Origin of the sequence: Streptomyces sp. NPDC006259 (genome assembly GCF_042870975.1) — a bacterium.
Classification (GTDB): Bacteria; Actinomycetota; Actinomycetes; order Streptomycetales; family Streptomycetaceae; genus Streptomyces.
This window is the reverse complement of the sequence record NZ_JBIAHY010000008.1, coordinates 387,094-397,439: the sequence shown is the minus strand read 5'-3', so window position 1 is coordinate 397,439 and position 10,346 is coordinate 387,094. Positions and strand designations below refer to the sequence as shown.

The window sequence follows — 10,346 nt, the reverse complement described above, 5'->3', positions numbered from 1 at the left end:
TGGTACTGCAGGGGGGACCCTGTGGGAGAGTAGGACGCCGCCGAACAATTTTTGGGAAAACCCCCGTGCCTTCAGGCACGGGGGTTTTCTGCGTTTATGGGTCCAGGGCGTGGGTTTATTGGGATGAGTGGGTCGGTGGCCGGGTACTACGGTGGCCCCATGAGTTATCTCATCAGGTCCGTGCGTGCCGACGAGTGGCCGGCTGTGAAGGAGCTGCGGCTCCTCGCCCTGCGGGACCCCGTCGCCCACCTCGCCTTCCTGGAGACGTACGACGAAGGGCTGGCGCGGTCGGACTCCTACTGGGAGGAGCGGACGACGAGGGCCGCCGAAGGGGCCGACGACGCGCAGCAGATCATCGCCGAGGGACCGGACGGGGAGTGGGTCGCGACGCTGACGGTGCTGGTCGAGGAGGCCGGCACCAAGGACTGGGCGGGCTTCCCGGTCGAACGGCGGCAGGGACATGTCGTCGGGGTCTTCGTGCGGCCCGAGTACCGCGGGATCGGGCTGACCGAGGTGCTGTTCGACGCCGGGCTGGAGTGGGCGTGGGCGCGCGGCCTGGAGCGGGTGCGGCTCATCGTGCACGAGGACAACGGCCGGGCGCGGACCTTCTACAGCAGGGCCGGGTTCATGCCGAGCGGGGTCGTCGTGTCCCTCGGCGATGACGCCGACGGGCGGGAGCTGGAGTACGTACTGGAACGGCCGTAGGCGTCACACGGGCAGTTCCTGGTGCGGCCAGCGGGCCCTCGCCTGCTCGCGGGAGCGGAGGAGGGCCAGGGTGGGCAGCCCGCGGTCCCGGCCGACGGCCAGGAGGTCGGGGAGCTGGGCGAGCGGGGCCACGGCCGCCACGTCGTCCAGGATCAGGGTCAGTGGTGGGTCGAGCCGACCGGAGGATGACCGTTCGGCCATGCGCCGGCCGCGCTCGACCACGCTGGAGACGAGGGCCGTCAGGAGCGGCATGGCGCCGGGATGGGTCCTGGGGTCCTCGATGGATTCACCGACCACATAAAGCGTTCCCCCTTCGTTGACGAAGGAATCCAAGGCGAGGGCGTCAGTTCGGTGGGGGGTGCAGGCCTCGCGGATGTTCACCGTGGAGAGCGCGGACAGTGCTCGGGCCGTCAGTTCCTGGGCGATGTCCCGGCGTTCCGGGTGGGCCGTGAGAGCGGCTTCGAGTTCCCCCGCGGAGCCGGCCGCCGCCTTCGGGTTCGTGCGGAGGGTGCGGACCGCTTCCTGGATGCCGATGCCCTGGGACCAGCGGTGGACGTGGCGGACGGTGCGCCCGTCGACGGCGGCCGCGTGCAGACAGCTGCGCAGGAGCGTCTCGGCCGTCTCGGCGACCGCCTGGTCCAGCCGGGCGGTCGGACGTACCGGGGTGAGGAGAGCGGTCGCTCTGGCCGCCGCCGTCGCCTTGTCCTCGCAGCCCGCGGTGGGGGACCAGTGGAGGCGGGCCGGGGTGTCGCACAGGTGGGTGGGGTCGTAGAGCAGGACCGGGCCGAGTTTGGCGCGGGCGTCCTTGGTGTCCCGCCAGAGGGCGGGGTGCGAGGTGAGGACCAGGACGGCCCCCTCGGCGTCGTGTACGGCCCGGGTCGCGGTGGCGTGGCGGGTCTCCGGGGGGCCGTAGAGGACCGGGCCTTCCGGGCGGGACGCCGCCCAGCCGACCGCGGGTTCGGTCCCGGCGACGGGGAAGGGGGTCGTCGCGGTTTCCGGTTCGGGTTCCGTCCTCGGGGTGGGCACCTCGCGGTGGGCCGGGGGGACCACCGGCTCCGGGGCCGGCGCGGGCACCGGCACCTCGTGGCGGGGGCGCGTCCGCCGCTCCGCCCGTACCGCCCGCCATCTCGCCACCGTGCCCAGCGTGAAGACGGTGAGGACCAGGAGGATCATCACCTGGCCGATGAACAGGCCCCAGAACAGGCCGTAGCCGGAGAGGGCCGACGGGGCGGCGTCCGGCCAGGCTCCGGCGATGTCGTGCGGTCGGCCCACGAGGTGGCGCATGGCCAGCGGGGTGCGGGCGAAGGTGACGCCGGCCGGCCAGGAGCCGTGCGTGAAGAGGGCCGCGAGGCCGGTCGCCGTCCACACCAGCAGCGTCATGCCGAGCAGGAACGCGAGCAGTCCGATCAGCAGGCCGTCGGGGATGCCCCCCTGCCCCTGGCCCTGGCCGCGGTCGTCGCCCGGTCTCATCGCGTCCCCCGTGCCCCTACGCCACCGTCGACTCGGACGAGCCGTCCAGGTCGGGCAGGTGCTGTTCCATGAAGGCCGCCGCCCGCTGTTCCTGTTCCAGCTCGGCGGCGCGCAGCGCGTCGTCCTCGGCGAGGTCGGCGGAGGACTGGGTCATCGCCCGGTCGGTGAAGACCAGGGGGCGTTCCGTGTCGGTGATCAGGTGTTTGACGACCTGCACATTGCCGTTGACGTCCCACACCGCGATGCCCGGGGTGAGGGTGGGGATGATCTCCACCGCCCAGCGGGGCAGACCCAGTACGCGGCCCGTCGCCCTCGCCTCGTCCGCCTTCTGGGCGTAGATCGTCCTCGTCGACGCCATCTTGAGGATGGCCGCGGCCTCTTTCGCCGCCGCTCCGTCCACCACGTCGGACAGGTGGTGGACGACCGCGACGAAGGACAGGCCGAGGCGGCGACCGAACTTCAGCAGCCGCTGGAACAGCTGGGCCACGAACGGGCTGTTGATGATGTGCCACGCCTCCTCGACGAGGAAGATGCGCTTCTTGCGGTCGGGGCGGATCCAGGTGTGCTCCAGCCACACGCCCACGATCGCCATCAGGATCGGCATGGCGATGGAGTTGCGGTCGATGTGGGACAGGTCGAAGACGATGAGCGGGGCGTCCAGGTCGATGCCGACCGTCGTAGGGCCGTCGAACATGCCGCGCAGGTCACCGTCGACGAGGCGGTCCAGGACCAGCGCCACGTCGAGGCCCCACGCCCGTACGTCGTCCAGGGCGACGTTCATCGCCTCGGCCGACTCCGGCTCGGGGTGCCGTAGCTGCTCGACGATGTCGGTGAGCACGGGCTGGCGTTCGACGATCGTCTCGTTGACGTAGGCGTGGGCGACCTTGAGGGCGAAGCCGGCGCGTTCGTCCAGGCCGTGGCCCATCGCGACCTCGATGATGGTCCGCAGCAGCGCCAGCTGGCCCGTCGTCGTGATCGAGGGGTCCAGCGGGTTGAGGCGGATGCCGAGGTCCAGGGCGGCCGTCGGGTCCAGGCGGATGGGGGTTATGCCCAGCGCCTGCGCGATGAGGTTCCACTCGCCGACACCGTCCTCGCCCTGGGCGTCCAGGACACATACCTGGCGGTCGCGGAAGCGGAGCTGGCGCAGGACGTACGTCTTCTCGAGGGCCGACTTGCCGTTGCCGGACTCTCCGAGGACCAGCCAGTGCGGGGCCGGGAGCTGCTGGCCGTACAGCTGGAAGGGGTCGTAGATGTAGCCCTTGCCCGAGTAGACCTCGCGGCCGATGATCACACCCGAGTCGCCGAGGCCGGGCGCGGCGGTCGGCAGATAGACGGCCTGGGCCTGGCCGGTGGAGGTGCGCACGGGCAGGCGGGTCGTCTCGACCTTGCCGAAGAGGAAGGACGTGAAGGCGTCGGTGAGGACGGACATCGGGTCCCGCATGTAAAGCCCTACCTTCGGATGCCGGTGGCGAACGGGAGGGTGTTCACGAACGCGCGGTGGTGCTCTCGGTCGCACCACTCCAGCTTGAGGTACGACTTGCCCGCGGACGCCCTTATCGTCCGCTTGTCGCGGGCCAATGCCTCCGGATTGCGGGAGGAGACCGTGATGTAGCCGACGAGGTTGACGCCGGCCGCGCCGCTCGCCAGGTCCTCGCCGCGCTGGTCGATACGGGAGTGGGCGGCCACGTCCCGCGGGTCGACCGTACGGTTCATCTTGGCGGCCCGGCTCGCCTCCGCCTCGTCGTTCGTCTTCTCCGTCAGCATGCGTTCGATGGCCACCTCGGTGGGTTCGAGGTCCATCGTCACGGCGACCGTTCGGATGACGTCAGGGGTGTGGACGAGGAGCGGGGCCAGGAAGTTCACGCCGACGGGCGTCATCGGCCATTCCTTCACCCAGGCCGTGGCGTGGCACCAGGGGGCGCGGGTGGAGGACTCGCGGGTCTTGGCCTTGAGGTAGGTCGGCTCCATGGCGTCCAGCTCGGCCGGCCAGGCGTTGCGCCGGGTCATCGCCTGGATGTGGTCGATCGGGTGGTCCGGGTCGTACATGGAGTGGATCAGCGACGAGAGCCGGCCCTGGCCGAGGGGCTGGCGGACCCGGATGTCCGCTTCCTGGAGGCGGGAGCAGATGTCGGTCAGCTCGCGGGCCATGACGACGGCGAGACCGGCGTCGCGGTCCAGCTTGCGGCCGTTCTGCGGGCGTGCGGCACGGGCCATGGCGTTCGCCTCGGCGGCGAGTTCGCGCGTGTAGTGCATGCAGGCGACGAGGTAGGCGCGGTGCTGCTCGCTGCTCGTCGAGACCATCGACTGGAGCTGGTCGTACGACGACTGGAGCCACGGCGGTGACTTCTCGTCGCCGCGCTGGGAGACGTCCTTGGCGTGGGCGTCGGGGTCGGCCGGGAGGGTGCGGGCGAGCATCTGGATGCGGGTGACGAAACCGTCGCCGTTGGCCACGTGCTTGAGGAGGGTGCCGAAGCGGTCGACGAGGGCTTCCTGGTCCTCGCTGTCGCGCAGGCCGACGCCCGGTCCCTCGATCTCGATGGCCGCGGTGACCGTGCGGCGGTCGGCGTGCAGCAGGACGGCGATCTCGTCGGGGCCGAAGGGGGCGGCGAGCCAGTTGATCCGGCCGATGCCGGGCGGCGGACCGACCTCGATCTCCTGGCCGTCGATCCGGGTGCCCGCCTCCATGGCGGTCGAGCGGTAGACCGTGCCACGGCGCAGGGTGCGCTTGTAGCTGCGGTTGATCTCGAACCACTTGTAGAACGTGCGGTGCTTGTAGGGCACGTAGACCGCGGCCAGCGCGATCATCGGGAAGCCGGCGAGCAGGACGATCCGCAGGGCCAGGACGGGGACGAGGAGCCCGCACATCATGCCGAGGAACGCGCCGATGACGATGAGCGCGATCTCTCCGGACTCGCGGTTGCGGCCGACGATCGCGTTCGGCCGGGCGCGGCCGATCAGATATGTACGGCGGGGCGTGACCACGTGGGACACGTGGGACTCGGTCGTCAACGCCCTTCACCTCCTGGGCGGTTCGTACTGCTGTTGCGGGTGTTGCCTGCGTGCGGGGTGTTCAGCGGGCTGCTCGCGCGGGGCGCGGGGGCGGCGGAGGGGACAGATCCGCCGCCTCCGTTCGAGGTGCGCGAGCTGTGCGCCGCTACGCCGCCGGCGGCCTGGTTGGCCGGGCGCTGGCCGCTGGAGGAGGGCGCACCGCCGCCGTTGCTGTCGGCGCGGCTGCTGTGGGTCTTGATGCCCTGGGCGACGAGGCTCGCCGGGGAGCTGATGACGGCCGCGGCCTTGCCCTCGGCGCCCTGCATGATGCGGTTGTTGCGCGAGTTGGCGATCTCGTCGCCGAAGCCGGGCACGAAGCGGTAGATCATCGCGCTGGCGAAGATGGCCAGCAGGATGATGGACAGGCCGGAGACGACGGCGCCGAAGGCGTTGGGGCCGTCGTCGGCGGAGAGCGCACCGGCCAGGCCGAGGACGATCACGATGACCGGCTTGACCAGGATGACGGCGATCATGATGCCGGCCCAGCGGCGGACGTGGCCCCACAGGTTCTTGTCGACGAGGCCCGCGTAGACGACCGTGCCGAGCAGGGCGCCGACGTACAGCAGGGCGGCCCGCAGGACCAGTTCCAGCCACAGGACGCCGGCGGCGAGGATCGACACCAGGGAGACGACGATCAGCATGATCGGGCCGCCGCCGATGTCCTCGCCCTTCGCCAGGGCGGCGGAGAAGGTGCCGAAGAAGGTGTCGGTCTGGTTGCCCGTCGTCTTCGCCAGGACCTCGCTGATGCCGTCGGTGGCCGAGACGACCGTGTAGAGGATCAGCGGGGTGAAGGCGGAGGCGAGGACGGTGAGCCAGAGGAAGCCGACGGCCTCGCCGATGGCGGTGGTGAGGGGGACGCCCCGGACCGCTCGCTTGGCGACGGCCAGCAGCCACAGCAGGAGGGTCAGGACGGTCGACGCGGCGAACACGACGGCGTACTGCTGGAGGAACCGGGCGTTGGTGAAGTCGACGTTCGCGGTGTCCTGCACGGCGACGCTGAGTCTCTCCACGGTCCAGGCGGCGGCGTCGGCACAGCCCTTGGCCAGCGAGGACAGCGGGTCGAGGGTGTCGGAGACGCCGGGGGTGGTGGTGCCGGAGGGGGTGTTGCCCTTCTCGCAGTACTTCTTGGCTTCGCCGGAGATGAGGTGGCAGTCGAGGCTGCCCGACGGAGACGGAGAAGGGGACGTCGACGGCGTGGGGGACGCGCTGGGCGTGGGCACGGCGAAGGCGCGGGTGGCCAGTAGTACGGCCGACGCCTGGACGGCGGCGACGACTCCTGCGAGCCGGAGCACGCGGTGCGGGTTACCGGGCATACGTGAACCCTCCGTACTCCTCGATGGCCTTGCTGATCTCGTCGGAGGCGGCGGCCTTGTCGTCGCCCGGAACCGGGGCCGGGCCGTCGTGCTGCGCGTCGGCGGCGACCTTCCAGTCGCCCTCGACCCACTGGAGGTCGAAGGTCCAGGTCTTCCACGACGAGGTGACGGGGTCGGTCGAGGTCTCCCCGGACATGCCGATCAGACCGAGGTACCAGACGGCGACCTTGGCGGTGGTGCCGTCGTAGGACTGGACCGTGGTCCCGACCGGGACGACGCGGGAGACGAAGGTGTTGCCCGTGGGGGCGTTGCCGTTGGCGTCGAGCCCCAGCTTGGCGAGGAAGTCGGCCGAGTAGGCCTGGTCCATCGGGGTCTGGAGCCTGCTCGCCGCGGCGGCGGTGTAGACGGTGCCGACGAGGGCGTGCCGGCTGTCCCTCTGGAACATGCCGGTCGAACCCAGCGCGACGGCGTAGTTGGCGGCGGCCGACTCGGCGCCCTGCTGGGTCCGGGGGAACCCGGACGGGATGCCGCCGGTCCTGGACTCCACCGGCTTCGTGCCGCTTGCCGCGGTCGACGCGGTTCTCGGCTTGTCGCCGTTGCCCGCGCCGGTGGCCGCGGAGGAGGGGGAATCGTCTCCCCCACGGTTCGCGAAGGCGATCGCGGCGATGAGCAGGACGACGACGCCGACGACCATGACCAGGCTCCGTGAGGAGGAGCGGGCGGGGCGGCGGGCGCCGCCGTAGGGGTCGGCTTCGGGGAGGCGCATGCGGGTACCCGCCGGCTCGCCGTAGTCGTGTTCGTCTCCGGGACTCATGCCGTGTACGCCCCCTCGCTGCCGTACCGGAACGCGTGGTGGTACGACGGTAGCCGTGCTGGTTCCCGCGCGGGCGCGGTGTGGTGACTCGACATCAGGGAAACGCAACCTCAGCCGGTGGGCACGACGGGTGGGTGGGGTGGAGAGGGCCGGGAGTGCCCGGAGCGGAGTGGCGGTGGGCGAGGTTCGCTACACGGCCATGCCGTACACGATCGTGAACAGGGTGCCGAGGGACCCGATGATGAAGACGCCCGTCAGTCCGGCGATGATGAGGCCCTTGCCCTGTTCCGCGCTGAACGTGTCGCGCAGGGCCGTGGCGCCGATGCGCTGCTTGGCGGCGCCCCAGATCGCGATGCCGAGGCAGAGGAGGATGGCGACGGCCATCACCACCTCGATCATCACCTTGGCCTCGTTGCCCAGGCTGCCGAAGGGGCCCCAGTCCGGAGCGATCCCGCCGATGATGGTGTTGATGTCTCCCTTGTCGGCCGCAAAGAGCATGTAAGTCACCGCCCCTGGTGGGTAGTTCCGAGAGGCCCCTGCGGTGTGCAGAGGTCAGGACTCATTGTCGCCGACAACGCCGCCTTCGTATGTCGACTTGGCGCCATTGACGGGCGGGATTCATACGAATAGCACGCACTCGTCACTCTGTGTATCACGACGGGTCACGCCGGGCAATGAGGTCGGAGCGGAACCTGTCGTGTGGTTCCGTCGTTTACCCACTTCACGGCCGTGGGCCGTTTCTGACGGCTGGTCGGGTGAGGGTCCGCTTCGATGTTCTCATGACTGACGGCGAACGGGCGGCGGAGCCGGTGTCCGGTGCGCGTTCCTCTCCGACCTGGTGTCAGGGCGTGGCGAGGCCGTCGTCGAGTGGGCCCTCGGCGTGCTCCGCCTCTTGTACGAAGTGGTCGAACTCCCCTGCCCGTACGCCCAGTACGAAGGCGTCCCACTTGCGGCGGTTGGTCGTGACCACGTTGTCCGGGTCGCTGGTCTCGCGGAGGTAGACGGGGGCCTCTCCGTCCTCGCCCTCGCCGAAGGCGATCTCGATCCAGGGGCCGGGACCGGTGGCCTCCGGCGGGGCGGCGCGCACCCACGTCAGGTCGGGGGGGATGTCGGTCACGGGGGAGTTCCTTCCGCACGGGCCTCGACGACAGGTGGACGATAGCCGGGTCTGACCTGGCTCTCACCTTCGTGGGCCACCGTGGGTGCGATGAAGCGCAGCCCGCGTCCCTACGCCGCCCTGCTCGGCCTCGTACTGCTGGCGGCCACCTCCGCATCGGAGTCGGCGGCCGGGGACGGGCCCGGTCCGCTCGGGGTGACGGTCGTCGCGCGGGCGCCGTCGGGGGCGGCGCGGGTGGGGGCACTGTTCGACGCGGACGACGCGGACGACGCGGACGACGCGGACGACGCGGCGGGTGCCGGCGGGTTCGTCGGCGCGCACTTCTGTACGGCGTCCGTGGTCCACAGCCCGCACCGCGATCTCCTCGTCACCGCCGCGCACTGTCTCGCCGGGCAGGGCGCCCTCGTCTTCGTCCCCGGATACCGGGACGGGAAGGCCCCCTACGGGGTGTGGAGCGTCCGGCGGGACTTCCTGCCCGACGGGTGGGCCGAGGGGCGTGACGAGGACAGCGACGTCGCGTTCGCGGTGGCCGGGGAGGTGGGCGGCAGGCGCGTCGAGGATGTCGTCGGGGCCGACCGGTTCGTGACCCGGACGGACGTCGGCGCCACGGACGTGACCGTCACCGGCTACCCCGACTCCCGCGAAGCGCCGCTCACCTGCACGAACAGGCCGCTTCGGCTCAGCCGTACCCAGCAGCGCATCGACTGCCCGGACTTCAGCGGGGGCACCAGCGGCAGTCCGTGGGTCAACGGGTACGGGGAGGTCGTGGGGGTGCTGGGGGGTCATGAGGAGGGGGGTGCCACGGACGACGTCTCGTACAGCGTGGTCCTCGGGGCGGAGGCCGCGGCGCTGTACCGGGAGGCGTCCTCCGACCCGAGGGGCGGTCAGGAGAGGCGGTGGACGGTCTGCGTGGTCAGCTCGTAGCGGGCGCCCACGACGGCCAGTCGACCGGCCGTGATCTTCGCGGCGAGGTCCGGTTCGGCGGCGAGCCGGGCGCGGACGGCGAGCACGTTCGCGTCGATGGTGGCGTCGATGCGGGCGTCGCCCTCCCGCGTGCGGTCGATGACCGGGCGTATCTGGTCGGCCAGGTACTGGATGTGGGCGGGCAGCCGTTCGCCGGAGAGGTCCGCCGCGACGGCCGCGCGCACGGCTCCGCAGGACTGGTGACCGAGGACCACGACCAGGGGGATGCCCAGCTCCAGCACGCCGTACGCGACGCTGCCGAGGACGGCCTCGTCGAGGACCTCGCCGGCCGTGCGGACGGTCATCAGGTCGCCGAGGCCCTGGTCGAAGACCAGTTCGGGCGGGACGCGGGAGTCGATGCAGCCGAGGACGACGGCGAACGGGTGCTGTCCCTGCGTCAGGCTCTGCCGGACCGCCGGGGTCTCGTCCGGGTGCCGCTCCCGGAAGGCGCGCCAGCGGCGGTTGCCGGCGGCCAGTTCCCGCAGGGCCTCGGCGGCGGTCGTGGGGCGGGCGGGCGCGGGGGCGTGCGGGGTGGGCGAGGCGGAAGGGGAGGCGGTGGCGTTGGCGGCGGTCGCGGTGAGGGCGGCGCCGCCCGCCGCCATCGCACCGACGAGGCTGCCGCGCAGCAGCGCGCGGCGGGCGGGGAGCGAGCGGGGGGTGGCGTCAGCGTCAGGGATCACGGAGGGGAACGTATGCGCGAGTCCTGGATCCGGTGCGGTGGTTGCCCAATCATGGGAGGGGATGGGGAACCCGCGACCGAACGTTGGGCAAAGCTTGGCGCGCGCCATGACGGGTTTTGACGTGTCTTCAGAGGGCCGGGGGCGGTGACGGTGGGAGGCGGCGCCCCGCGGGAGCGGCCCGACCGGCGGTGAGGGCGTCGGTTGCCAGCGATTCCGTGGGGGAAGCTCTTAGACTG

The 10,346-nt window shown here is 71.4% G+C and carries 10 protein-coding genes; 2 read left to right on the top strand and 8 right to left on the bottom strand.

The genetic code is table 11. The features are described from left to right. Window positions 1-159 precede the first annotated feature (159 nt). The gene (locus ACFYO5_RS31600) at window positions 160-705 is read left to right on the top strand and encodes a GNAT family N-acetyltransferase (protein ID WP_388715270.1); all 546 of its coding nucleotides are present in this window, start codon (window positions 160-162) and stop codon (window positions 703-705) included. A gap of 3 nt (window positions 706-708) precedes the next feature. Here ACFYO5_RS31600 and ACFYO5_RS31595 read toward each other — a convergent pair whose 3' ends face one another. From ACFYO5_RS31595 to ACFYO5_RS31565, 7 genes are all read right to left on the bottom strand, one after another. Then, a complete protein-coding gene (locus tag ACFYO5_RS31595; protein ID WP_388715267.1) occupies window positions 709-2,175 on the bottom strand; it encodes a type IV secretory system conjugative DNA transfer family protein in 1,467 nt (488 codons plus the stop codon). Window positions 2,176-2,191: 16 nt separating this feature from the next. Further along, entirely contained in the window at window positions 2,192-3,616 is a 1,425-nt protein-coding gene (locus ACFYO5_RS31590; protein ID WP_356568950.1) for an ATP-binding protein, read from the bottom strand. A gap of 8 nt (window positions 3,617-3,624) precedes the next feature. After that, window positions 3,625-5,184 carry an SCO6880 family protein gene (locus tag ACFYO5_RS31585; protein WP_388715263.1) on the bottom strand — a complete coding sequence of 520 codons (1,560 nt, stop codon included), beginning with the start codon at window positions 5,182-5,184 and terminating at the stop codon, window positions 3,625-3,627. After that, on the bottom strand, window positions 5,181-6,536 hold the full coding sequence (locus ACFYO5_RS31580; RefSeq protein WP_388715260.1) for a hypothetical protein: 1,356 nt from the start codon (window positions 6,534-6,536) through the stop codon (window positions 5,181-5,183). The genes ACFYO5_RS31585 and ACFYO5_RS31580 overlap by 4 nt, the downstream gene beginning before the upstream one ends. Then, on the bottom strand, window positions 6,526-7,350 hold the full coding sequence (locus ACFYO5_RS31575) for a hypothetical protein (protein WP_388715257.1): 825 nt from the start codon (window positions 7,348-7,350) through the stop codon (window positions 6,526-6,528). Before ACFYO5_RS31575 ends, ACFYO5_RS31580 begins: the two co-directional genes overlap by 11 nt. A 189-nt stretch (window positions 7,351-7,539) precedes the next feature. Further along, on the bottom strand, window positions 7,540-7,848 hold the full coding sequence (locus ACFYO5_RS31570) for a hypothetical protein (protein ID WP_003991275.1): 309 nt from the start codon (window positions 7,846-7,848) through the stop codon (window positions 7,540-7,542). 343 nt (window positions 7,849-8,191) lie between these two features. After that, on the bottom strand, window positions 8,192-8,467 hold the full coding sequence (locus ACFYO5_RS31565; RefSeq protein WP_388715254.1) for a DUF397 domain-containing protein: 276 nt from the start codon (window positions 8,465-8,467) through the stop codon (window positions 8,192-8,194). Between the two features lie 90 nt (window positions 8,468-8,557). Between ACFYO5_RS31565 and ACFYO5_RS31560 the strand changes: the two genes are divergently transcribed. Continuing rightward, the gene (locus ACFYO5_RS31560; protein ID WP_388715251.1) at window positions 8,558-9,391 is read left to right on the top strand and encodes a trypsin-like serine peptidase; all 834 of its coding nucleotides are present in this window, start codon (window positions 8,558-8,560) and stop codon (window positions 9,389-9,391) included. Here ACFYO5_RS31560 and ACFYO5_RS31555 read toward each other — a convergent pair. Beyond that, the gene (locus tag ACFYO5_RS31555) at window positions 9,352-10,110 is read right to left on the bottom strand and encodes a carbonic anhydrase (RefSeq protein WP_388715248.1); all 759 of its coding nucleotides are present in this window, start codon (window positions 10,108-10,110) and stop codon (window positions 9,352-9,354) included. The two genes, ACFYO5_RS31560 and ACFYO5_RS31555, sit on opposite strands and share 40 nt — an antisense overlap. Window positions 10,111-10,346: the final 236 nt, after the last annotated feature.

Coding starts and splice junctions, on each gene's coding strand:
- ACFYO5_RS31590 (WP_356568950.1), bottom strand. CDS start 3,616: ATGCGGGACCCGATGTCCGTCCTCACCGACGCCTTCACGTCCTTCCTC.
- ACFYO5_RS31575 (WP_388715257.1), bottom strand. CDS start 7,350: ATGAGTCCCGGAGACGAACACGACTACGGCGAGCCGGCGGGTACCCGC.
- ACFYO5_RS31570 (WP_003991275.1), bottom strand. CDS start 7,848: ATGCTCTTTGCGGCCGACAAGGGAGACATCAACACCATCATCGGCGGG.
- ACFYO5_RS31580 (WP_388715260.1), bottom strand. CDS start 6,536: ATGCCCGGTAACCCGCACCGCGTGCTCCGGCTCGCAGGAGTCGTCGCC.
- ACFYO5_RS31560 (WP_388715251.1), top strand. CDS start 8,558: ATGAAGCGCAGCCCGCGTCCCTACGCCGCCCTGCTCGGCCTCGTACTG.
- ACFYO5_RS31595 (WP_388715267.1), bottom strand. CDS start 2,175: ATGAGACCGGGCGACGACCGCGGCCAGGGCCAGGGGCAGGGGGGCATC.
- ACFYO5_RS31600 (WP_388715270.1), top strand. CDS start 160: ATGAGTTATCTCATCAGGTCCGTGCGTGCCGACGAGTGGCCGGCTGTG.